Origin of the sequence: Promicromonospora vindobonensis, assembly GCF_042685865.1 — a bacterium.
Classification (GTDB): domain Bacteria; phylum Actinomycetota; class Actinomycetes; order Actinomycetales; family Cellulomonadaceae; genus Promicromonospora; species Promicromonospora vindobonensis.
This window is the reverse complement of the sequence record NZ_JBHUOG010000001.1, coordinates 1,656,943-1,679,488: the sequence shown is the minus strand read 5'-3', so window position 1 is coordinate 1,679,488 and position 22,546 is coordinate 1,656,943. Positions and strand designations below refer to the sequence as shown.

Here is a 22,546-nt window from a genome sequence, read left to right as displayed (position 1 = left end):
GTGGTCGAGACCCAGTTCCCGACCGCCCGGCCACCTGAGCTGCTCAGCCGGCGGGCACGCGTCAGTGCGCCTCCGCCCCAGCCCAGGTCGTCAGGTAGCTCTCCGGGCCCCGCGCCAGGTCGTCGATGACCTCCTGACCGCCCACGAGGCGCAGGTCCTCCACGTAGTCGGGTACCAGACCGTAGTGCGCGACGCCGTCGACGTTGACGTCCCAGGTGCGCTCGCCGGTGGTCTGCCGGTCGAGCACGGTCCCGCCGTCGAACGACCGGAACGGGTAGGTGACGGGGCTCGCCGCGGCGTCGGTCCGGGGCGGCGGGGTGCCGCCGAACCCGTTCATGTCGAAGCCGAAGCCGATCCCTGCGCCGTACCGGTCGCGCACGGGAGCTGTGCGCTCGTACTCCTCGACGAACTCGTGGGCGGCGTGCCCGTAGATCGTGGCGAAGCCACCGAGGCCGTAGAGCCGGTCGAGGTACCGCTCGTCCATCCAGGAGTGGGTCGACAGCACGCCGGGGTAGTCCGCCTCCTCGAGGAGGTCGAGGGTCTGGTCGGCGGCCTTCGCGCTCATGTGGTCGATCTCGATCATCATGTTGCGCTCGATCAGGCCCTGGACGGTGTAGGCGCCCAGCCCGCTGAGGCCGCGGGTGTTGCAGAGCGTCCCCGGTGGGTAGAGGGGCAGGACGGGCGGGAGGTCGTCCTCCAGCTCTGGCGGAAGCTCCCCGTTGCCCGGGTTGTTGTCGTGCGGCTGGTCGGCGGGACAGGAGTGCGCGTCCCACCAGGTGCCGGTCGAGAGGAACTGGCCGGCGTTGATGATCGTGCCCATGGTCCCTGGGTCGAAGCGCACGCCGCACAGCGCGTTGTCGAACTTGTGGCACAGGTACATCGAGCGGACGCCCAGGTCGTAGAGCTCGTCCAGGCCCGCGTCGATGTCGGCCCGGGAGCACCGCGGGAGCCGCAGCGTCTGCTTGCAGCCGAACGGCTCGGACGTCTCGACCCCGAGCACGACGGCGAGCTTGCCCTGCTCGATCACCTGCCGCGCCTGGTCGCTGCTCGTCACGATCCGGAACCAGCCCCTGCCCGGCCCGCCGTACTGCGCGTCCACAAAGGCCTGCAGGTCGTACGTGTCCTGCGCCTGGCGGCGGATCGCGGTCATCTCGTCGCAGCTCTGGTGGGTGCCGGGGTTGATGCTGCACAGGAGCCCGTTCGTGACCAGGTCGTTGACGAGCACGCGTTGGCCGCCGCGCCAGGCCCGCTCCACCCAGCGGTAGTACATCTGCTGGTGGGTGAGGGAGTCGTGGGCGGGCCAGTCGGCGAACGTGGGCCAGCCCGTGGTGTCGTGCGTGCCGATGGGCGAGCCGTCCTGGGTCAGGTTCTCGAGCAGGGCCCCGAGGCCGTGCGGCTCGTGCGACAGGCAGTCCCGCAGCGCGGTCTCGATCCCATGCTCCGAGAAGACCTTGCCGCAGACGGCGGCGCCGCCCATCCCGTCCTGCATGAACAGGTGGCTGTGCGCGTCGATGAGGCCGTACACCGTCCCGTCCGGCCGGGTCCCGGTGAACGGCGTCCCGGTGACGTCGACCTCGGACTCCGGGCTCGGGAGCGTGGGTTCGCCGACGGCGACGGGCTGTGCCGGTGCGGCCGCCGTCTGCGGCGCGGTGTTCGTGGCCGACGCCGGTGCCACCAGCGCCGTCGTGCCGAGGCAGGCCACCGCCGCCGCGGTGACGAGGACGGTCGTCCGTCTGATGCGTCGCAGGCGTTGCACGGGACCTCCCGCTGGGCCAGGGCGAGGCCGGGGCTCCGCCGGTCGCTACGGCGTCGTTGCCGTTGCTGAGTTCGACACAGTAACAGGACGGATCAGGTAGAGGGTAGATGTCGGTCAAGTCGGTGCTGGTCAGGACTCGACGAACTTGTCCGCAAGGCCCCGGTCGAGGTAGTCGGCCGGCAGATCCTGGACGAGCAGCTCCGCGTCGGTGCGCTCGGTGTGCAGCCGCCAGTAGCCGTCGGCGAGCGTCCGAGGCTGGGAGTCGCGGCCGCCCTGGCCGATGAAGGCGGCGATCGCCACGTGCGCGGCGTAGACGCCGGTGCCGGACAGCGCGGCGTGCAGGTTGAGGATCCAGTTGCGCATCCCCCCTGTGGCGATCTGCACGTTCGCGACGTGCGGGGCGATGATCGGTCCGGAGCCCGCGCCGCTGGTCACCAGGACCGTCCCGGTGCCCCGCTCCAGCATGCCGGGCAGCACGTGCTGCACGGCCGCGACGCCACCGAGCAGGTAGAGATCCAGCTGGTCGAGCACCGAGTCGACGGTGACCTTCGTCGCCTCGACGAGTGGTGCCCTGCGCAGGTCTGCCGGGGCCGGGGCGGGCGAGTACTCCAGCACGTCGATCGGTCCAAGCCGCTCCTCCGCGGCGGTCAGCGCCGCGTGCAGGGCAGTGCGGTCGGTGACGTCGGCAGGAAACACCTCGGCACGGACGCCCTCAGCGGACAGGCTGTCGGCCACGCCCTTGAGTGTCGTACGGTTGCGGGCGATCAGCGCCACGTCGAACCCCTCGGCGGCGAACCGCCTGCCGATCGCCTGACCGAGCTGTGGACCTGCGCCGACTATCGCGATCGTGCTCATCTTTCCACCTCGGTGCTCTCGTTCCGGTTCACGTCGCCACCGTAGAGAGACTGCGGCCCAGCGGGCTCGGACCAGCGCGACAACCCGGATGGAAGATGCGCGACAGACGATGGACGGCACGTTCTCGGTGAGTCTGAGCGGCGGGAACGCCTTCAGTGACTTCGCACGCGAGTGGCAGGCCCGGATGGGCGAGAAGTTCGCGCTGCCGCCGTACAGCCGGGCGACCGTCGCCGGCTTCCGGGCACGGTCCCGCGGGTTCCGGCTGCGGGACATGATCTTCAACGACTTCGAGAACGCGGCTGCCCTCCGGACGGAGGGAGCGCGGGTCGGGGCCGAGGGTCACCTGCGCCTGTGGATCGTCCACCGGGGCGGCTGGCGGTTCGGCGAGCCAGGTGGAGCCGAGCACGGGGCACCGGCCGGCCGGTTCCTGGTGCAAGCGGGGAGGCTCTCGCACTTCGCCGCGATGCCACGCACCTCCGCCCAGGTGCTCGTGCTGCCCGCCGCCGAGATCTCACGTCCGAGGGGAGCGGCGGCGTCCGGCCGGACCGACGCCGCGGAGGTGCGCCTGCTGACTGCGCACGCCACGATGGTGCGCCGGGTGCTGGACGACCTGGAGCCGGCCGGAGCGGACGCCGCGCGAGAGACCCTGGCCGAGCTGGCCAGGGCCGTCGTCCACGGCGGTCTCGACGACGTGGAGCCCCGCCTGGCGCCGGCGCTGGCACTGGCTGCTCGAGACCTCGCCGACCGGCGACTCACCGATCCCGAGCTCTCGCCTGCCGCAGTGGCGCGGCAGCTGAACGTCTCCGTGCGGACCCTGCAACGGGCGTTTGCGGCCGAGGGGAAGTCGATGACCGCCCACATCCGCGAGCGCCGCCTCGACGAGGCGCGTCGCGCGCTCATCGCCCGGCCGCGGCGGATGACCGTCACGGAGATAGCGGCCCGCTGGCAGTTCGCCGACGGCAGCCACTTCACCCGGGTCTTTCGTGACCGTTACGGCCAGACCCCGACCGACTACGTGGCGACTCACCGCTGAGCGGGGCCGACCGGCACTTACGGCCCGTTGTCGGTCGCTGAACCAGCCGTGAGGTCGACCTCGGTGCGAGAGGCCGCATTGACCCTCCAGCAGGTCGAGACCGCAGGGTTCCCGCATGACTTTCTCCTACTCCTACGCCGCCCGGCCACGGTCGCCCCACCCGGCGCCGACACGTCGGCAGCTCCCTGCGTCGTACCTGGTGTGGCTCGCGGCCGCCACCGTCTCGCAGCTCGGTGACGTGGTGCTCAGCTTCGCGATCGGCTGGGTGGCGGCAGAGCACGGTGGCGCGGCCGCTGGGCTGGTGCTCGCTGCCGGGAGCCTGCCGTCCGCGCTGCTGCTCCTGCTGGGCGGGGCCGTCGCCGACCGGTTCGGCGCGCGCCGCGTCATGATCGCCGGCGACGCCGCGATGCTGGTGATGTCGGTGGCACTGGTGCTCGCCGTCCTGCACGTGGGCACGCCGCTGTGGCTCCTGATCGGGGCGAGCGTGCTGCACGGGGTGGTCTCGGCGTTCTACCGCCCCTCGGCAGGGTCGATGCCCCGGCGCCTCGTCGCGGACGCGCAGCTCACCCGCGCCCTGGCGCTCCGGCAGGGGGCCACCCAGACGGTGGTCCTGCTGGGGGCGCCGCTCGCCGGGGTCCTCGTCGCGTCCGGTGGGCTCGGCGCGGTCGCCCTGCTCGATGCGGGAACGTTCCTCGTGGTGCTGGTCGTCCTCCTGCTCGTCCGGCCCCGGTACCCGACCCCGCCGTCGGACAGGAGCGTGCCGGTATGGCGGGCTGCCCTCGACGGCGTGCGCGTGGTCCGTCGCACCCCGGGCATGGTCGGCGCGCTGGCACTGGTCGCCGGCGCCGCCGCGTTCCTCCTGCCGACCATGTCGCTCGTGCTCCCGCTCCTGGCCCGCGAGGCAGGCTGGAGCGCGTCGGCGACAGGGCTCGTCGCCGGCGCGCAGGGTGCGGGGATCATCGTGGTCACGGTGGTCGTCGCCCGGCGGGGCGGGGCGCGGAGACCGGGCGCGGCGGCGTCGGGCGGGCTCGCCGTGGCTGCCATCGGGCAGGCGGTGCTGGTGGCGGCCGCCGTGACCTCCGTCGGCGAAGGGGTGGCCGTCGGCGCGGCAGCACTCGTGGGCACCGGGAGCGGGCTGTTCACGGCCCACCTCGCACCCGTCGTGCTCGGTTCCGCCCCGCGCACGCATCTCGCACGGGTCCAGGCGCTGGTCGGACTGGTGCAGGTCCTTGCGGTGACGCTCACCAGCGCAGGGATCGGCGCGCTCGCGAGCGCGACGTCCCCGCTGCTCGCGGGGGGCGCCTGTGCGTTGGGGCTGCTGGGCTGCGCGGTCGGCGGTGCGAGGACCCTCAAGGGATTGACCCTCGAGCCGGTCGAGAGTGCACAGTGAGCGCATGCACGAACACCTGCGAGGCATCGGCGCCGCAGCCCGCGAGAGCGGCCTGCCCGTCAGCGCCCTGCGGTTCTACGACGCGGCGGGCGTGCTCCGCCCCGCCTGGTCCGACCCGGTCACCGGTTACCGCTGGTACTCGCGCGACCAGGTGGACCAGGCCCGGCTGGTCGCCCGGCTGCGCCAGGTCGAGATGCCGCTCGCCGACATCGCCGCGGTCCTCGCGAGCCGTCATCGCCCCACCGAGGCGCTGACCGTCCTCGAACGACACCAGCAGGAGCTCGAGACGCGGTTCGCCGCCGCGCGGGCACAGCTGTCCGACGCCCGTTCGCTGCTCGCCGACCCGCCGGCCACATGCTTCGAGGCGCCGGCAGGGGAGCTTGCGCGGGCGCTCGCCGCCGTCCGCTACGCCGTCGGGTCGGATCTCGGCCGGCCCGCACTGACCGGCGTCCTGCTCGACTGCTCCGACGGAGTACTACGGCTGGTCGCCTGCGACCGCGCTCGGCTCGCCGTCGCGTCGTTGCCGGTCCGGCACGTCGACGGGCCACCGGTGCGGTTCGTCGCGCCGCTCGCCGCCCTTGCGGCGCTGCCCGACGGCGGTGTGCCGGACGGCGCGAGCGGACCGATGGTGGCCGTCGAGCTGCGGATCGACCGGGCCGTGTTCAGCACGCACGGCACGGAGCCGATCGTCACGGCACCGGTCGCCGCCGAGTACCCGGACTACGAGGCGCTGCTGCAGGCGAGCTGGGCGCGCGAGGTGCGCCTACCGGCATCGGACCTGGTCAGCCAGGTTGTGATCGACACGCCCGCTCTCGTGAACACCCCGGCCACCGTCCCCGGCAGGCTGGACGTCGTCGCGGTGCTGCTGCACGACGGCGGCGTCGACGTCGTCCCGCCGACCGTGCCCGGCGCTGTCGCGTTCGACCGCGGCTACCTGCTGGAGGCGCTCGCGGCGCTGGGCGGTGGCGACGTGACGCTGGCGCTCGACGCGGCGCGCCAGGTGCTGGCCATGGCGTGCCTGGCCCGGCCGGAGGACCGCAGCCTGCTGATGCCGGTGCGGGTACTGCCGGGTGCCCCGGCGGACGCCGCGCTCAGGTCTGGCGCAGCCGCTTCGCGCGCTGCTTCTTGACCAGCTCCCTGCGGCGGGCGAGCTGTTCGGGGGACGCCGAGGTGACGCCGGCGTCCGGGCCGGTCCTGTCGGCGCCGTCCGGCTGACCCGCGCGGCCGTGCGCGCCGGCACCGGCGGCCCGACCCGCGTCGAAGTCGCCGAGCCGGAAGGCCCGGACGCCGAGCACGAGTGACACCAGGAGCAGCACGACCGCCAGCACGCCGGCCACCAGGTGCGCACGCTCCGAGGCCACCGGGGTGACGGCGACGATAGCGAGCGGCCAGGCGAGGCCGGCAGGCACCATCGCGAGGAGCATCCGTACGCTCACGGTCCAGCCCGCCAGGTAGAAGCGCATCAGCGCGTCCGTGAACCGGCTGGGACGCACCGGCTGGAGCGACATCGCCACGTCACCCACCGTGGGCGGACCGAACGTGCTGCCCCGGACCGCGTACCCCGTGAACGAGAGCCTCTCCCGTGCGTAGGAGGGCCGCAGCGAGCGGACCGCGTAGGTGAACGACAGCACGGCGAGCGGCCACGACGCGGTCAGGACGTGCCACCCTCCTGGACCGACGACCAGGCCGACGAGGAGTCCCATGACCACGAGGACGGTGCCCTGGGCCAGCGGGCTCCTGCCGTCGACGGCGAGGAAGCTCTCCGGGTCGTCGTACGCGAGATAGAGCACCGAACCCACCAGGATGCCGACGGCGAACAACCAGATCGTCAGCCAGACCAGGCCGACCAGCAGGTAGCCGACGGGCCGCAGCGCGATGCTCGCCGGGCCGGGTGGCGTCTGGTCCTTCGTCGTCCGCTCCGGGTCTCCCGCTGTCAGCTCGGTCATTGGCTCCCCCTGCTTCGATGACGTCGTGGTCGGTGTACGACCCACCATGGCTCAGCGGCCGGGACCTGCCAGCGGGCGCGGCGGCGCGAACAACCAGCGTGCGCCGATCCGAGGTGCCAGCGCGCCCAGCCCCAGCCCGACGGCGACCGCCACCACCCAGAGCAGCACCGGCAGCCACTGCGACTGGGGTGCGGGAATCCATATGCCGTTCCGCCAGAGTACCGAGAGCAGCGCGAGGACCACCGACGTGTGGGTGACGAACACCGGCAGGGTCCGCGAGCCGATCCACTCCAACCCGAGTGACCTGGGCAGATACCGCGTTCCGGGGACCCGGGAGGCCAGCACGCTCACCGCGACCCCTGCCGGCACACCCGCGATGTTGGCCAACAGGTAGAACCCGGGGACCTCGGCGAGGCCGAGCTCCCGCACCGCGATCTCGACGCCGAACCAGACGGCGACGGCAGCGACCGCCCAGAGCCACGTGACCCGCTCGGCGAACCGCTCGAGCAGCGGCCGCAGGTGCAGCCCGCCCAGGAAGAACACCACGAACTGTGCGGTTCCCCGCCAGGCGATGGTCTCCGGCTCCCAGCCCGCCAGCGCCCAGCCGCTGACCCCTGCTGCTACCACCAGCTGCACCGGCACCGGCACCCGGCGCAGCACCCGCGCGATCACGAAGAACGCCGCGAGCGTCCAGAGGAACCACAGCTCGGAGCGGGGGATCAGCAGCGACCAGGCGAGGTCGTGCGTCAGGGTGCCCCAGTCGGCGTCGGCCACCTGGTAGTAGCCGGTGAGGAGGCGGACCATCAGCGAGATCGGCTCCCACAGCACGAAGACCCAGGCGAAGAAGAGCAGCTTGCCGCGCGCCAGGCGAGACCATGGCGCCGCCACCCACTTGGCGGCGAACATCCCGGAGATCGCGAAGAACAACGGCATGCGCAGGCTGCGCAGCGTCTCGTTGATCTCGCGCAGCACGCCCACCTCGTAGCCCGTCGACCAGGTCCAGTTGGTCGCGTGGTAGAGCACCACGAGGCCGATCGCGAGGCCGCGGGCGGCGTCGGGCCAGGCGAGGCGCACGGCTGTGTGCTGCCCGACGGCGTCGTGACCGCGAGCCGGCACTCCTGCGTGCCGCGGGGGCTCGGATGGGGTGAACATCGCCGGACATCGTACGTGCCCGGGCACGCCCGGAGCGCGACGAGATGACGGCGGAGGGCCACTGTCGGTGGCCGGGAGTAGCCTGGGACCAGCCCCTCACTCCATGACCCGCACCCGGGTCGTGCTCGTGGTGGGCCCGTCGTCGTGCGCCATCGAAGGACTTAGACCCCCATGAACCTCACCGGCCTGCTTCCCGCCCTCCTCCGTGATCCCGGCGCGTCCGCCGCCGTCGAACGCGTGCGTGCCCGCGGCTTCGTCGACGTGGTCGGCCCTGCCGGCGTGCGCCCGCCGCTGCTGGTGGCCGCCGCGGAGCAGCGCCCGCTCGTCGTCGTGACGGCCACGGGCCGGGAGGCCGACGAGCTGGCGGCCGGCCTGCGCAGCTACCTCCCGGAGGACCGGGCGGACGACGTCGCGGTGCTTCCCGCCTGGGAGACCCTGCCGCACGAGCGGCTCAGCCCGCGTGCCGACACCGTGGCCAAGCGGATCGCGGTGTTCCGCAGGCTCGCCCACCCGGCGGAGGGGCACGGGCAGGACGGCCCGGTCCGCCTGCTGGTGATGCCGGTGCGTGCGCTGCTGCAGCCCGTCGTCGAGGGCCTGGGGGAGCTCGAGCCCGTCCAGCTCGACATCGGTACCACCGCCGACCTGACCGACGTCGCCGAGCGGCTCACGGCCGCTGCCTACACCCGCGTCGACATGGTCGAGCGGCGCGGCGAGTACGCCGTCCGCGGCGGCATCCTCGACGTCTTCCCGCCCACGGAGGACCACCCGCTGCGCTGCGAGTTCTGGGGCGACGAGGTCACGGAGATCCGCTGGTTCGCCGTCGCCGACCAGCGCAGCCTCGAGATCGCCGAGCGCGGGCTCTGGGCGCCGCCCTGTCGCGAGATCCTGCTGGACGACGCGGTCCGGGCGCGCGCGGCGGAGCTCGTGGAGAGCCTGCCCGGTGCGGTCGAGATGCTCGACAAGCTCGCCGCCGGCGTCGCGGTCGAGGGCATGGAGTCGCTCGCCCCGGTGCTGGTGGACCGCATGGTGCCCGTCCTGGAGCTCATGCCGGACGATGCGCTGCTGGTGGTCAACGAGCCGGAGCGCGTGCGCCGGCGCGCCCACGACCTCGTCGCGACCACCGAGGAGTTCCTCGCAGCGGCCTGGACCGGTGCCGTGGCAGGTGGCGCCGCGCCGATCAACCTGTCGGCGGCCTCCTTCGAGACCTTCGCGGAGGTGCGCGAGATCGCGGCGCGGCGCGGCCTCGGCTGGTGGACGCTGTCCGCCTTCACGCAGGACACGGAGCTCACCGACGCGCTCACCGACGCGCCAGGCTCGGAGAGCACCGGAGCGGTCTCCGGGTCCGACACGTTCGTGGTCAGTGCGCGCGACGTCGAGTCGTACCGCGGCGACCTCGCGCGGGCGCTGGACGACGTGCGCGGCCTGCAGCTCGCGAGCTGGCGACTCGTCCTGACCACCGAGGGGCACGGCCCGGCCAAGCGCATGACGGAGCAGCTGTCGGCGGCGGGCACGGCGGCCCGGCTGGCGATCTCGCTCGAGGACGAGCCGGAGCCCGGGGTCGTGCACGTCGTGGCCGGTGGCGTCGGCAAGGGCTTCGTGGCGCCCGACCTGCAGCTCGCTGTCTTCTCCGAGCAGGACCTGACCGGGCGGGCCGGCTCCGGTACGCGCGACATGCGCAAGATGCCCAGCCGACGGCGCAACGTCGTGGACCCGTTGCAGCTCAAGGCGGGCGACTTCGTGGTGCACGAGCAGCACGGCGTCGGCCGGTTCGTCGAGATGGCACAGCGCACCATGGGTACCGGCGGCAACCGGGCCACACGCGAGTACCTGGTGATCGAGTACGCGAGCAGCAAGCGGGGCCAGCCGGGCGACCGGCTGTTCGTGCCCACCGACCAGCTGGACCAGGTCACCAAGTACACCGGTGGCGAGTCGCCGTCGCTGTCCAAGATGGGCGGTGCGGACTGGAAGAACACCAAGGCGAAGGCCCGCAAGCACGTCAAGGAGATCGCGGGCGAGCTCATCCGGCTCTACAGCGCGCGCATGGCGACGCAGGGCCACGCCTACGGCCCGGACACCCCGTGGCAGCGTGAGCTCGAGGACGCCTTCGCGTACGTCGAGACCCCTGACCAGCTCGCCACGATCGACGAGGTCAAGGCCGACATGGAGAAGTCCGTGCCGATGGACCGCCTGGTGTGCGGCGACGTCGGGTACGGCAAGACGGAGATCGCGATCCGGGCCGCGTTCAAGGCTGTGCAGGACGGCAAGCAGGTGGCCATCCTCGTGCCGACGACGCTCCTGGTGCAGCAGCACTTCGAGACCTTCTCCGAGCGGTACACCGGGTTCCCCGTCAACGTCCGGGCGCTGAGCCGCTTCCAGTCCGCCAAGGAGTCCGAGGAGACGCTCGCCGGCCTCAAGGACGGGAGCGTCGACGTCGTCATCGGCACCCACCGCCTCATCACCGGTTCGGTCGTGTTCAAGGACCTGGGGCTGGTGGTCGTCGACGAGGAGCAGCGCTTCGGCGTCGAGCACAAGGAGACGCTCAAGCAGCTGCGGACCAACGTGGACGTGCTGGCCATGTCCGCCACGCCGATCCCGCGCACGCTCGAGATGGCGGTGACGGGCATCCGCGAGATGTCCACGCTGGCCACGCCCCCGGAGGAGCGGCACCCCGTCCTCACCTACGTGGGCGCCTTCGAGGAGAAGCAGATCGCCGCCGCGCTGCGCCGCGAGCTGCTGCGCGAGGGGCAGGTCTTCTACGTGCACAACAAGGTGGAGACCATCCAGCGCACCGCCTCCCGGCTGAACGAGCTGGTGCCGGAGGCTCGCATCGGTGTGGCCCACGGCAAGATGAGCGAGCACCAGCTCGACCAGGTCATCCGTGCCTTCTGGGAGAAGGAGCTCGACGTCCTGGTGTGCACAACGATCATCGAGACCGGCCTGGACATCTCCAACGCCAACACCTTGATCCTCGAGCGCTCCGACATGCTGGGCCTGTCCCAGCTGCACCAGCTCCGCGGGCGCGTCGGCCGCGGGCGCGAGCGGGCGTACGCCTACTTCCTCTACCCGCCGGAGAAGCCGCTGACCGAGACGGCGCACGACCGGCTCGCCACCATGGCCGCCCACACCGACCTCGGCGCCGGCATGCAGATCGCCATGAAGGACCTCGAGATCCGCGGCGCGGGCAACCTGCTCGGCGGCGAGCAGTCCGGCCACATCGCCGGCGTCGGGTTCGACCTCTACGTGCGCATGGTGGGGGAGGCGGTCTCGGCCTTCCGTGGCGACGCCGAGGAGGAGGCCCCAGAGGTCACCATCGAGCTGCCCGTCGACGCGCACCTGCCCGAGGCGTACATCGCCACCGAGCGGCTGCGGCTGGAGGCCTACAAGAAGATCGCCACCGCGCACGACGCCGCGGCGCTCGACGAGGTGCGTGCAGAGCTCACCGACCGTTACGGCGCGCTGCCTGACGTGGCGGACGCGCTGTTCGACGTCGCGGGCTTCCGCAACCACGCCCGCGAGGCGGGGCTCACGGACATCACCGCGCAGGGGAAGTTCATCCGGTTCGCGCCGCTGAACCTGCCCGAGTCGGCGCAGCTGCGGCTCAAGCGGCTCTACCCCGGCACGATCCTCAAGCCCGCCATCCGGGCGATCCTCGTGCCGTTCCCGACCACCGCGCGGATCGGCGGACGGCCGCTGCGCGGCACCGAGGTGCTGGAGTGGGCGCGCGGCCTCATCGATGCGGTGATTCTGGCTGACGTGGGCGCTGCGGCGAAAGTTGGGACCGGAGCGCGGTGACCAAGTACGCGACCGACGTCTCGGTCCGAGTCAATACAGGACGTCAAAAATCACCCTGGCGGATAAGCGCCATGACCGATATGTGTCATATGTCCGCCATTCCTTAAGGTACCCGCAGGGACCGTTGCCCACTAGGTTCGGGGGACGTGCTGACAAATTGTCGGCCTGGAGATCCTGGAGCGTGTCAATGACATCCGCAAGCGGAACCTATTCAATTAAGACAGTGCTATCCGCGTTCTTTTTCGTCTTCATCGCCGCGTTCAGCACGATGGTCGTCATGGTGCCTCATGCGTCGGCGTCGGTGGCGCCAGCCGCATACGAGAAGTGCAACGCTTCTCGCGAGGTGTACGACTCCGGCCAGGACGGCTACTTCAAGATGCCTGCTCGCGGATCCAGCGTCTCATGTTGGTTGGCTTATGACCGGAGTTACTCGAATCCGGCGGTGTCGCGGCTCCAGACACACATCAAGTTGTGCTACATCGATACTGGACGGATCTCCTGGAGTGGCGGGTTCGCATCGGACGGCTACTTTGGCGACGACACGCTCAATGCTCTCAAGAAGATTCAGAACCGCCACGGAGTCGGCGCGGATGGCGAGTACGGCCCCACGACTCGTGACGTGATGTTCCTAAGGTGGGGCGCGAACCCTGGTGGAAGTGGTCGTGTCGGGTGTAGCAATAGCCACAATTTCTGATTTGCGATCGCACTACTGGGCGCTAGCAAGTGGCTAGGCTAGGCCCACGCTTGGGTGCACGGGCTCTCGCTCACTGAGGGGTCGTACCGGCTACGGAACCGATCATGGGATCGGTTCCGTAGCCGGAGTGATTTTCGGTGATCGTTATGGGTCAGCGGTTGGCGCGGAATTGGCTGGAGTATTTGTCTTTGGATAGGCGATTTCCAATCGCAATGGTCGAGGAGCACTAGGTTTTCCGCATGGGTGACGCCTGACCCAGGGGCGACCGAGCTCACGCGCCATGTTCAGTGCAAGGCTGCCCGGGGTGGTCAACTAGCGCCCGGGGTGCACGCTTCCACGGGGGTAGTGGTGGTGGGAGGATTTCAGGTGCGCACGACGAGGTGCGCGCCGTTGTTCCTCGCTGCGCGGCACCAGGTGCTGGAGGGGGCCTCGGCCTCATCGACGTGGTGATCCTGGCGGTGTGGGCGCTGCCGCTAAGGTCGGCACCGGCGCATGAGTCTCGGTGCCGCCCCCGTGGGCGTAGGTGAAACTCGGATTCACAGCAACTCGCCAGGACCGTATAGGCTCCACCCGCGTAACTCGCTCATCATGTCTTTTTTGTGTGGAGGACCCCGCATGGCTCTCGGACACCGCGCGCGTGCGGTTATCAGCTCGATCGCGGCAGCAGCCGCGCTCGGAGCGCTGCTGACCGGCTGCTCGACCAGCTCGGACGAGACGGCGGAGGCCGCGGAGCAGGCGGTCGAGGTGGATCCGGAGCTGCGCGCCATGCTGCCGGGTGAGCTGCTGGCGGAGTCCACGCGCATCACGGTCGGTACCGAGTCGGGCTACCCGCCCTTCGAGTACACGAACGAGGCCGGCCGCATCGTCGGGTTCGAGATCGACCTGTTCGACGCCGCCTCGGACCGGCTGGGGCTGAAGTACACGTTCCACGACATGCCGTGGGACTCGCTGGTCGAGGAGCTGTACGCGAGCAACGTCGACATCGTGGCCGCGGCCATGTCGGACACCGCACTGCGCCAGGAAGACTCCGACTTCGTCGACTACTACAACGACAGTGACGCGATCATGGTCCCCGCCGGGAACCCGGAGGGGATCGAGACCCTCGAGGACCTGTGCGGCCGACCGGTTGCGGTGCTCGGTGGCACAGACCCGGACGACCACACGTCGCAGCAGACGGCGCTGATGGCGCTCAATGAGAACGAGTGCAAGGCCGAGCAGGTCACGATCATGCTCTTTGGCACCGACGCCGAAGCACTCGCTCAGGTCGAGGCCGGCAAGGCGGACGCGGAGCTCACGCAGTGGTCCACGGGTGTGTACAACGCGAAGCAGGTCGGCTCCGGTGACATCTTCGAGGTCGGGAACTCCGAGATCATCAACCCGACACCCCTTGGCTTCCGGTTCCTCAAGGGCGACGTCGAGCTGGTCCGCGCCTACCAGGCGGCGGTGCAGAGCATCATCGACGACGGCACCTACGCCAAGATCCTCGAGAAGCACGACCTCTCGGTCGGCGCGATCGAGACGGCCACCATCAACAACCAGGCGCAGCAGTGAGCTAGCGCTGAGCGTCATGCCTGACGGGCCGTCCCACACCGTGGGGCGGCCCGTTCTGCTGTCCGCGGCGGGGGATTCCAGGGCGGCAAGAAAATAGTGGTCACTCTAGTGACCATTACCCGCTCCGTCGGTTAGCCTGGTAACCGAAAGGAGCAGTCATGGCCAGAACGTCCCTTCGTACCCAGCGCGACCTCGCCGCACTCGGCGACCACGTCCGCGCCTGGCGCAAGATCCACGGCCTCACGGCCCAGCTCGTCGCCGACCGCGCGGGCATCACGCGCACCACCCTGCGCGCCATCGAGACGGGCACAGGAACGGTCAGCCTCGAGAACACGTTCGCGGTGCTGCGCGTGCTCGGCGTGGCGGACGCCGTCGTCGGCGCCAGCGACCCGTTGACCACCGAGATGGGCAGGTTCCACGCGGAACGTGCCCTGCCGCAGCGCGTCAGAGTCCCCAGCTGAGAGGTGAGTCCCGGTGTCGATACATGTCGAGGTCGAGCTGCCGGGCGGTGGTCAGGCCCGCGCCGGTGACCTCGACATGCACCTCAATCGTGGCGGCGCCCTGGTGGGCTGCACGTTCCGCTACGACGCTGCCTACCTCCGTGACCCGCGTGCGTACGCCCTGTGCCCCGAGCTGCCGCTGACCCCCGGGAACATTCCGTCCGGCAGCGACCGGCCGCTGTTCGGCGTCCTCGCGGACTGTCAGCCCGATCAGTGGGGCCGCACCCTGCTGTTCCACGCGGAACGGCGGGCCGCCCGTGCGGAGGGCCGCGGGTTCATGACGCTCACCGAGGTGGACTTCCTGCTCGGGGTGCAGGACGAGACCCGCCTGGGCGCGCTGCGTTTCTCGCTGGACGAGGGCAAGACCTTCCTCGGACCACCGCGGGCGGAGGTTCCCGACCTGGTGGAGCTGCCCTCGCTGACGGACGCCGCGGACGCCGTCGCGCAGCACCGGGAGACCGACCAGGACGTGCGGCTCCTGGTCGCGGCGGGGACGTCGATGGGCGGGGCACGGCCCAAGGTGACCGTGCGGGACAGCGCGGGCGACCTGTGGATGGCCAAGCTGCCCGAGAGCGGCGACCGGTGGGACGTGCAGGCCTGGGAGTATCTGACGCTGCGGCTCGCCTCGAACGCCGGTATCGAGGTGCCGGTGGCGCGGCTGCACCGCATCGGCCCGGCGCGGTCCATCCTGCTGACGCGCCGGTTCGACCGGCGGCCGGACGGCGGGCGCATCGGCTTTCTGTCCGCCGACAGCCTCACGCAGAAGGCGTTCTTCGAGGTCATCGACTATCGGACGCTCGCGGAGACGCTCGCAGACCACTCGGGGCGCCCGGCCACGGACGGGCACGACCTGTTCCGCCGGGTCGCGTTCACGCTGCTCGTGCGCAACGTGGACGACCACATGAAGAACCACGGCTTCCTCCGTCGCGCGGACGGCTGGTCGCTCTCGCCGCTGTTCGACGTGAACCCGAACCCGTTCGCCGTCGCGGAGTCGACGCCGCTGCGCCCCGGCGGGAACCGCATCGACCGTGACGTGCGGGAGCTGCTGGCCACTGCGGACTCCTACGGCCTCCGCCAGGACGATGCCAGGCGGGTGCTCGGCGAGGTGGCCGCGGCGACGTCGGGCTGGACGCGGATCGCACGCGAGATGTCGCTCCCTCCCGAGGAGATCGCCTTGATGGCGGAGGCGTTCGAGAACCCGAACGGTGATGAGGCCCGAGCCGCCTGAGGCGGGGTTACGCTCCATAGGTGACTGGTAACACCCGGCCCCTCGAGGCCTCCATCCGCACGGACTTCCGCGACGAGATGGACTACGGCTCCTACCTCGGGCTCGACGAGCTCCTCTCGGCGCAGCACCCGATGAGCGACCCCCCGCACCACGACGAGCTGCTGTTCATCATCCAGCACCAGACCACGGAGCTGTGGCTCAAGCTCGTGGTGCACGAGCTGCGTGCCGTACGGGGCTTTCTCGACAGCGACGACCTGTCACGTGCGCTCAAGGGCCTGGCCCGGGTGAAGCACATCCAGCGCACGATCACGGAGCAGTGGTCGGTGCTGGCCACCCTGACCCCGAGCGAGTACGCGGAGTTCCGGGGCTCGCTGGGACAGTCCTCGGGCTTCCAGTCCCACCAGTACCGCGCCGTGGAGTTCCTGCTGGGCAACAAGAACGCCGGCATGCTCCAGGTCTTCCGCGGCAAGCCCGAGATCCATGCGCAGCTCGAGCAGCTGCTCGGCGAGCCCACCGTCTACGACGCGTTCCTGCGCCTGCTGGCCCGGCGCGGTCACGGGGTCCCGGCCGGCATCCTGGACCGTGACGTCACGGAGACCTGGGTCGAGCACCCGGAGCTGATCGCCGTCTTCAAGACGATCTACGAGGACCCGCACGGCCACTGGGAGCTGTACGAGGCGTGCGAGGACCTGGTCGACATCGAGGACGCGTTCCAGCTCTGGCGGTTCCGCCACCTGCGCACCGTGCAGCGCACCATCGGCTTCAAGACGGGCACCGGCGGCTCCAGCGGCGTCGGCTTCCTGAAGCGCGCCCTCGACCTGACGTTCTTCCCCGAGCTCATCTCGGTGCGCACCGAGATCGACGGCCCGCTCGGTGCGTGACGTGCCGGACGTGACGCTCCCCGGCGTCGTCGACCGGCACGTGCACCTGGGTCTCGTCGACCGGGCGCTCCTCGCCGACGGACCGGTCGTCGAGGTGCACGACCTGGGCTGGGACCCGCGGGAGGCGGCCGCCTGGGCGACCACCCCGCCGTCGGGCGTGCGGGTACGGTATGCGGGACCCTTCCATACCGCGCCCGGCGGGTACCCGAGCGGGCGCTCGTGGGCGCCCGACGCCGCGGTGCGACCCGTCCCCTCGCCGCGCGCCGCCGCGGAGGCAGTGGCGGACGTCGTCGCCGGTGGCGGCTTCGCGGTCAAGGTCGCCCTGCACGCGGGCATGGCCCTGCTGCCCGACGACGTCCTGCGCACGCTGGTCACGGAGGCGCACGCGGCGGGGCTGCCCGTCGTCGTGCACGCCGAGGGCGCGGGCCAGGCCGAGCGCGCCGTCGAGGCCGGGGCGGACACGCTGGTGCACGTGCCATGGACGGAGACGCTGTCGCTCGAGCTGGTCGCCCGGGCCGCGCACATGACCTGGATCTCCACCCTCGCGATCCACGACGGGCCTGGCGGTAGGGCCGGCCTCGACCGGGCGATCGGCAACGCACGACGGTTCGTCGCGGCGGGCGGAACGCTCGTGTACGGGACGGACATGGGCAACGGGCCGACGCCGGTCGGCGTGAACGAGCGCGAGATCGAGCTGGTGGGGCGGGTGCTGGAAGGGGAGGCGCTGCGGCGGGCGGTCCTGGGGGCGCCGGATGCCCCTGCCCTGACGGCGCCGGGCCCGGTGCCGCGAACGGCCGCCGAGCTGATCGCCTGGCTCCGGTCGGCGGCCCGACGCGTCCAGGACCAGGGCCTGCGGCCCTGACTCGCTGTACCAGGTACGCCGAGTCAGGGCCGCAGGCCCCCACCACCATTCACGGGCAGAAGCCCGGTGCGGCTAGTTGCGGTTGATCGTGAACGTCGACGTGTCGTTCACGATGTCGCGGTAGTTGTCCTGCAGTGTCAGGCCGTTGAACGTCACCGAGCCGACAGCCGGGCCCTGCCCTGCCTCCGGCATCGGGTTGGCCCAGATGCCGTACCCGGACCGGTCGTCGTACTGGTCGCCGCTGCGCTGCGCACCGGTGATCGAGACGTCGGTGAACACGGTGTCCTGGATGGGGTTCACCGGCTGGCCCCCGAGGTACTGGGTCTGGAACATGATCCCGGAGTACGTGGGGTCCACGATGTCCAGGTCGTTGATCCGGATGGCGGTGAACGGCTTGGATGCCGAGAACAGCCACACGGCCGGGAACACCTGGTTCCCCCAGAAGTGCCCACCGGAGCGCACCACGGAGATGCCCTCGAAGGTGGTCGGCGCCGGGCCGAACCCCTCCATCGGGTAGCCGAAGTCCAGCGAGCTGATGGTCACGCCGGAGTAGACGAGCGTGTCCGCGATGTAGATGTTGCGGAACGTGTTGTCCTGCCCGCCGTAGACGGCCAGGCCGGCGGCCCGCCAGGTGTTCGTGGACGTCAGGTTCTCGAACACGTTGCCGCGCTGGCCGTTACCTCCGGCGTCGGTGGCTGCGAACAGCGCGAAGGAGTCGTCCCCGGTGCCGCGCGCCTGGTTGTTGTGGACGTGGTTGTTCGCGCTGCCGTTGGTCATGTTCAGGGCGTCCGCGAACGTGTTGCGGATCCGTGATTCCTTGATCTCCGAGTCGTCCATGTTGGCCGCCCAGAACATGCAGATCATGTGCTCGACCCAGATGTTGTCGATGGTCATGTCGGAGATGTTCGCGAAGTCGAAGACCTTGCCCGGCCCGTCGATCCGCGACGTGTAGTTGCCGAAGTAGGCGAAGTCACGGAACGTCGAACCGTTCGCCGTGCCCTCGGCCCGGAACCCGATGTCGGTGTTCTCCTGCGTGGCCGGTGCGTGGAACCGGGTGAACCACGGCCCGGCGCCCACGATGTCGACCGCCTTGCCGTAGACCTGGAACTTGCTGGCGGTCTGATAGTCGCCGGCGGGGAGGTACACCCCGGCCAGGTTGCCCGTCGAGTCCATGCGGAACCGGTCGAGCGCGTTCTGGACGGCCTGGTGCGAGAACCCGTCGGGCTCGACGTACCGGGCCGGGTCAGGGTTGGCCTGCGGCGTCACCTGCTCCAGGTCGACGAAGTCGACCGTGTACCGGCTGGTGTTGCTGGCCGTCTTCTGCAGCCGGATCGTCGAACCCGCCTCGACGGTGGTGCCGAGCAGGGTGTTCGCCTCGTCGTAGACGTGCCGCGGGGCGCCCTGCCCCGGCTGGTTGCCCGGGTTCGCCTCGTTGCCGTACAGCCAGGCGTAGCGCGAGGTCAGGTCGATGTTCTTGCGGAACTCACCGTCGACGTAGACCGCGAGCGTCGCGTTGGTGCCGCCGCCACCCGCGGCGTCGGGCATGGAGAACCGCACCACCAGGGAGTTGGCCGCCGCGCGCGTGGTCCACTCGACGTAGGCGCCCGTCCGGTCCAGCGTGACGGCCTTGCGTCCGGACGCCTCGCCCGCGAGGTCACCGACCACCCGGTTGGGCCCGACGGCGACCGCCCCGCCGCCCGCGACGCCGTCCTCCGCCTCGTAGGTGTCGAACGGCAGGTTCGCGCCGCGGCCGATGAACAGCGACTGCGTGGCCGCGTTGTTCGCCCGCTTGGCCGCGACCTCCGTCGGGTCGGGGGCCGCGGTCACCGTGACGTCGTACGCGCCGTCGGCGGCCGGCCAGGTGCCCAGGTCCACGCTCTGGCTGGTGCCGCCCGCGGCGATCGTGCCGGAGACCGAGCCCGTCAGGGTGCGTACCACCGAGCCGGTGTCGTCCTTCACCGTGAGCGTGAGGCCGTGCGGGCCGGAGCCCGTGGCGAGCGTCCCCCGGTTCGCGATCCGGGCCGAGAACGTCACCGTCTCGCCCGCCGCCGGAGTGGTCGGGGTCCAGGACACGGTCGGGACCAGGTCGGAGCTCGCGACCTCGGTCACCACCAGCGGGTCCGGGTGCGTGTAGGCGTTGTCGGTCTCGGACTGCTCGGTGACGGCACCCGACGGGTCGACGTCGGCCCCGATCTCGTACGAGCCGGCCTCCTGCGAGCCGATGTCCGCCGTGACCGTGGCCTCGGCGCCCACATCGAGTGCACCCACCTCGCCGGTTGCCACCTCGTCGCCGTCGACCGTGAACGAGACGTCCGTCGCGGCCGAGGCCTCGGTCCCGATGTTCTTCACGACGGCGGACAGCGTGACGTCGTCCGACTCCGTCGGCGACGCCGGGTCGGCGGTGACACCGGTGACCGTCAGGTTCGGGTTCGCCGCGGGCGCGCCGAACACCTGCAGCTCAGCCACCTGCCCGTTCCCCGACCCCGTGTTCCCGGTGAACCGCAGCCGCACCTCCCGCGCGGTCCCGGTGAAGGGAACCGTCACCGAGTTGCCCGTCGCGGGGGAGAAGGCATGACCGGCCGACGGCGCGAGCGTCGCCCACGCGTCGCCGGCACCCGTGCGGCCCTGTACCTCGAACGTCTGCGTACGCGGCCCCCAGGCGGTGGCCGGCGGCACCTTCACGACGACGCCGCTCAGCTCGGCCGCCGACTCCAGCGTCACGGCGAGCGTGCTCGGGTACTGCCCACCCGCGCCCTCCCAGTACGTCGCGGTGTCGCCGTCGTTGGAGTTCGCGGCGACGTACGTCCACTGGGTCGAGGACGCCTCGATGGTGCGGCCCGCCGCGAGGTCGGTCCCCTCCACCGGCTCGTCCGGGTCCGGGGCAGCGCGCGTGCCGCGCACCTCGAGCTCCGACAGCTGGCCGGCCGGCCAGCTGCTGTTGGCGGTCACGGCGACCCGGAGGTAACGCGCCCTCGTGTCCGGGACATCGATGGACACCGTGTTGCCCGACGCCGGGTCGAACCGCCGCTCGGCGCTCGCGGCCAAGGTGGTGAAGCTCGAACCGTCGGCGCCGGCCTGGACCGACAGCGTCTGCGTGCGGGCCTCCCACGCGGCGGGGAGCTGGAGCACCACCTCCTCGACGGTCGCGCCGGTGCCGAGGTCGACCTGCGCCCACTGCGGCAGGCTGCCGTTGGTCGACTCCCAGTAGGTGGCTGGGTTGCCGTCGGTCAGGTTGCCGGCCAGGTAGGGCGCGTTGTTGCTGCTGGCCGTCGCGGGGGCGCCGGTGGACAGCACGCCCGCCGCTGCGGCGGCCGGCGTGGGCACGAGGACCACCGCCGTGACGGCGATGGTGGTGAGCACCGACAGGAGCGCGGGAGCTGGTCCCGGTCTGCGTCCATGGGCCGGTACGTGGCGTGGCGTGGCGTTGCGGAACATCGTCGTCCCCGATCTCCCGTCCTCTTTGACGGGGTCGTCACCAGAATGAGTCGTCGGTACTTGCCATGGTGCTGTTCATAAACAAGCAGACAGTTGTCAAGTTCTTGCACACGAGCGGCATGGACGTTACTGACGCCGGCACCCGGGCGTCAAGGGTTCGGCGGCGCGGACTGGTTCAGGCAGAGCGTTTCAGGACGTACGCTCGGGCCGAAGCCGAACGACCTGGAGCACCTGTGACCGACCCCGCACCACACGCCGACCTGCCCGCAGAGCTGCGCGAACGGGCTGCCGCGCTCGACGCCGCCGATCCGCTGGCCCGGTACCGCGACCTCTTCGCCCCGAGCGATGGCCTGGTCGCCTACCTCGACGGCAACTCGCTGGGCCGGCCGCTGGCCGCCACGCGCGAGCGGCTCGCCTCCTTCGTGGACGGACCGTGGGCCGCGCGTCTGATCCGGTCCTGGGACGAGGGCTGGATGGAAGCGCCGACCGAGCTCGGCGACACGGTCGGCCGGGTCGTCCTTGGCGCTGCGCCGGGACAGACCGTCGTCGCCGACTCCACGACGGTGCTGCTCTACAAGCTGGCCCGCGCCGCCGTCGACGCTCGGCCGGGACGCCGCGTGATCGTCGCCGACACGGAGAACTTCCCCACGGACCGCTTCGTGCTGCAGGGCATCGCGGCAGAGCGTGGCCTCGAGCTCCGGTGGATCACCCCCGACGCGGAGGCGGGCGTGACGCCGGAGGACGTGGCGGCCGCCGTCGGGCAGGACACCGCCCTTGTGCTGCTCAGCCACGTCGCGTACAAGTCCGGCTACGTCGCGGACCTCCCGGCGATCACGCGGATCGTGCACGACGCCGGTGCGCTCGTCCTGTGGGACCTCTGCCACTCGGCGGGCTCCGTCCCGCTGGACCTGGACGCCGACGGCGTGGACATCGCCGTCGGCTGCACGTACAAGTACCTGAACGGGGGACCGGGCTCGCCTGCCTTCGCCTACCTGGCGGCCGGTCTCCAGGACGAGGTGCGCCAGCCGGTCCAGGGCTGGATGGGCGCCGCCGACCCCTTCGCGATGGGACCCGAGTACGAGCCTGCCACCGGGATCAGGCAGCTCATCAGCGGCACGCCGCCGGTGATCGGGATGCTGCCGATGCGCGACATGCTCGCCCTCGTCGAGGTGGCCGGGATGCCGGCGGTGCGGGCGAAGTCGCTGGCGCTGACCGGGTTCGCGATCGAGATCGCCGACGAATACCTGGCCGGCGTGCGGGTGGCCTCCCCGCGCGACCCGGAGCGCCGTGGCAGCCACGTCATGCTCGACCACCCGGACTTCAAGCGGGTCGTCGCGCAGGCCTGGGCGCTCGGAGTGGTGCCGGACTTCCGCCCGCCGCAGGGTCTGCGGGTTGGCCTCTCCCCACTGAGCACGAGCTTCGCCGAGGTGGCGGCGGGCCTTTGGCTGATCCGCTCCCTCCTGGGCTGACC

16 protein-coding genes are annotated in these 22,546 nt (G+C 71.1%); 11 read left to right on the top strand and 5 right to left on the bottom strand.

Annotated elements, in window-relative coordinates:
* Positions 1-61 precede the first annotated feature (61 nt).
* A complete protein-coding gene (locus ACFS27_RS07545; protein WP_377181548.1) occupies positions 62-1,756 on the bottom strand; it encodes a Coagulation factor 5/8 type domain-containing protein in 1,695 nt (564 codons plus the stop codon).
* 129 nt (positions 1,757-1,885) lie between these two features.
* A complete protein-coding gene (locus tag ACFS27_RS07540) occupies positions 1,886-2,611 on the bottom strand; it encodes an SDR family NAD(P)-dependent oxidoreductase (RefSeq protein WP_377181546.1) in 726 nt (241 codons plus the stop codon).
* A gap of 109 nt (positions 2,612-2,720) precedes the next feature.
* Here ACFS27_RS07540 and ACFS27_RS07535 point away from each other — a divergent pair, with 109 nt between their 5' ends.
* The 3 genes from ACFS27_RS07535 (at position 2,721) to ACFS27_RS07525 (ending at position 6,163) form a co-directional block, all read left to right on the top strand.
* The gene (locus ACFS27_RS07535) at positions 2,721-3,644 is read left to right on the top strand and encodes an AraC family transcriptional regulator (protein ID WP_377181544.1); all 924 of its coding nucleotides are present in this window, start codon (positions 2,721-2,723) and stop codon (positions 3,642-3,644) included.
* Positions 3,645-3,759: 115 nt separating this feature from the next.
* A complete protein-coding gene (locus tag ACFS27_RS07530) occupies positions 3,760-5,034 on the top strand; it encodes an MFS transporter (protein ID WP_377181542.1) in 1,275 nt (424 codons plus the stop codon).
* Between the two features lie 4 nt (positions 5,035-5,038).
* A complete protein-coding gene (locus ACFS27_RS07525) occupies positions 5,039-6,163 on the top strand; it encodes a DNA polymerase III subunit beta family protein (RefSeq protein WP_377181540.1) in 1,125 nt (374 codons plus the stop codon).
* Here the strand turns inward: ACFS27_RS07525 and ACFS27_RS07520 are convergent.
* On the bottom strand, positions 6,126-6,980 hold the full coding sequence (locus ACFS27_RS07520; protein ID WP_377181538.1) for a hypothetical protein: 855 nt from the start codon (positions 6,978-6,980) through the stop codon (positions 6,126-6,128). The two genes, ACFS27_RS07525 and ACFS27_RS07520, sit on opposite strands and share 38 nt — an antisense overlap.
* Before the next feature lie 51 nt (positions 6,981-7,031).
* On the bottom strand, positions 7,032-8,132 hold the full coding sequence (locus tag ACFS27_RS07515; RefSeq protein WP_377181536.1) for an acyltransferase family protein: 1,101 nt from the start codon (positions 8,130-8,132) through the stop codon (positions 7,032-7,034).
* Between the two features lie 171 nt (positions 8,133-8,303).
* Between ACFS27_RS07515 and mfd the strand changes: the two genes are divergently transcribed.
* From mfd to ACFS27_RS07480, 7 genes are all read left to right on the top strand, one after another.
* Positions 8,304-11,924 carry a transcription-repair coupling factor gene (gene mfd / locus ACFS27_RS07510; protein WP_377181534.1) on the top strand — a complete coding sequence of 1,207 codons (3,621 nt, stop codon included), beginning with the start codon at positions 8,304-8,306 and terminating at the stop codon, positions 11,922-11,924.
* 187 nt (positions 11,925-12,111) lie between these two features.
* Complete coding sequence (locus ACFS27_RS07505) at positions 12,112-12,618, top strand: peptidoglycan-binding domain-containing protein (RefSeq protein WP_377181532.1); 507 nt, start codon at positions 12,112-12,114, stop codon at positions 12,616-12,618.
* Between the two features lie 615 nt (positions 12,619-13,233).
* A complete protein-coding gene (locus ACFS27_RS07500) occupies positions 13,234-14,169 on the top strand; it encodes an ABC transporter substrate-binding protein (protein ID WP_377181530.1) in 936 nt (311 codons plus the stop codon).
* Positions 14,170-14,327: 158 nt separating this feature from the next.
* Entirely contained in the window at positions 14,328-14,630 is a 303-nt protein-coding gene (locus ACFS27_RS07495; protein ID WP_357474878.1) for a helix-turn-helix transcriptional regulator, read from the top strand.
* A gap of 13 nt (positions 14,631-14,643) precedes the next feature.
* The gene (locus tag ACFS27_RS07490) at positions 14,644-15,897 is read left to right on the top strand and encodes a type II toxin-antitoxin system HipA family toxin (protein WP_377181528.1); all 1,254 of its coding nucleotides are present in this window, start codon (positions 14,644-14,646) and stop codon (positions 15,895-15,897) included.
* A gap of 77 nt (positions 15,898-15,974) precedes the next feature.
* Positions 15,975-16,778 (top strand): tryptophan 2,3-dioxygenase, encoded by an 804-nt coding sequence (locus ACFS27_RS07485; RefSeq protein WP_377183641.1) that lies wholly within the window; start codon positions 15,975-15,977, stop codon positions 16,776-16,778.
* A 1-nt stretch (position 16,779) separates the two neighbouring features.
* The gene (locus tag ACFS27_RS07480) at positions 16,780-17,640 is read left to right on the top strand and encodes a hydrolase (RefSeq protein WP_377181526.1); all 861 of its coding nucleotides are present in this window, start codon (positions 16,780-16,782) and stop codon (positions 17,638-17,640) included.
* A gap of 72 nt (positions 17,641-17,712) precedes the next feature.
* On the opposite strand, the gene ACFS27_RS07475 is transcribed toward ACFS27_RS07480, so the two are convergent.
* Positions 17,713-21,000 (bottom strand): discoidin domain-containing protein, encoded by a 3,288-nt coding sequence (locus ACFS27_RS07475; RefSeq protein WP_377181524.1) that lies wholly within the window; start codon positions 20,998-21,000, stop codon positions 17,713-17,715.
* A 308-nt stretch (positions 21,001-21,308) separates the two neighbouring features.
* Between ACFS27_RS07475 and ACFS27_RS07470 the strand changes: the two genes are divergently transcribed.
* On the top strand, positions 21,309-22,544 hold the full coding sequence (locus ACFS27_RS07470) for a kynureninase (protein ID WP_377181522.1): 1,236 nt from the start codon (positions 21,309-21,311) through the stop codon (positions 22,542-22,544).
* Positions 22,545-22,546 lie beyond the last annotated feature (2 nt).